The sequence below is a fragment of the Rhizobium sp. 18055 genome (assembly GCF_902706285.1).
Taxonomy (GTDB): domain Bacteria; phylum Pseudomonadota; class Alphaproteobacteria; order Rhizobiales; family Rhizobiaceae; genus Rhizobium.
The window spans coordinates 1-402 of the sequence record NZ_CACSKD010000425.1 but is presented as its reverse complement, the minus strand read 5'-3'; the positions used below and the strand labels follow the sequence as shown (position 1 = coordinate 402).

The 402-nt window shown below is 62.4% G+C and carries 1 protein-coding gene; it reads left to right on the top strand.

The features are described 5' to 3' along the window. Nucleotides 1-402, top strand: a 402-nt coding sequence (locus tag GVL52_RS29830) for a transposase (protein ID WP_160012790.1), incomplete at both ends; no start/stop codon positions are given.

The window sequence follows — 402 nt, the reverse complement described above, 5'->3', positions numbered from 1 at the left end:
TGGATACGCTGGGACACCTGCTGGCGGTGCATGTCACGCCTGCAGACGAGCAGGAACGCGCACAGGTGCACAAGCTGTGCGAAGCAGTGCAGCAAGCCACGGGCCACACGGTAGAACTGGCTTGGGCAGACCAGGGCTATACGGGCGACAACGCATCCAAGGCAGCGCAGGGCAACGGCATTGACCTGCAGATCGTGAAGCTGTCCGAGGCGAAAAAAGGCTTTGTACTGCTGCCCCGGCGCTGGGTGGTGGAGAGAAGCTTCGGCTGGCTGGCGAGATTCCGCAGGCTCTCCCGAGACTATGAGCGGTTGCCAGAAGTGCTCGGGGGACTGCATTTCCTGGTGTTTGCTGTGCTCATGTTGCCCGCCGCCGCACGGGTGCTGGCTGCGGCAGGAAGTTCAT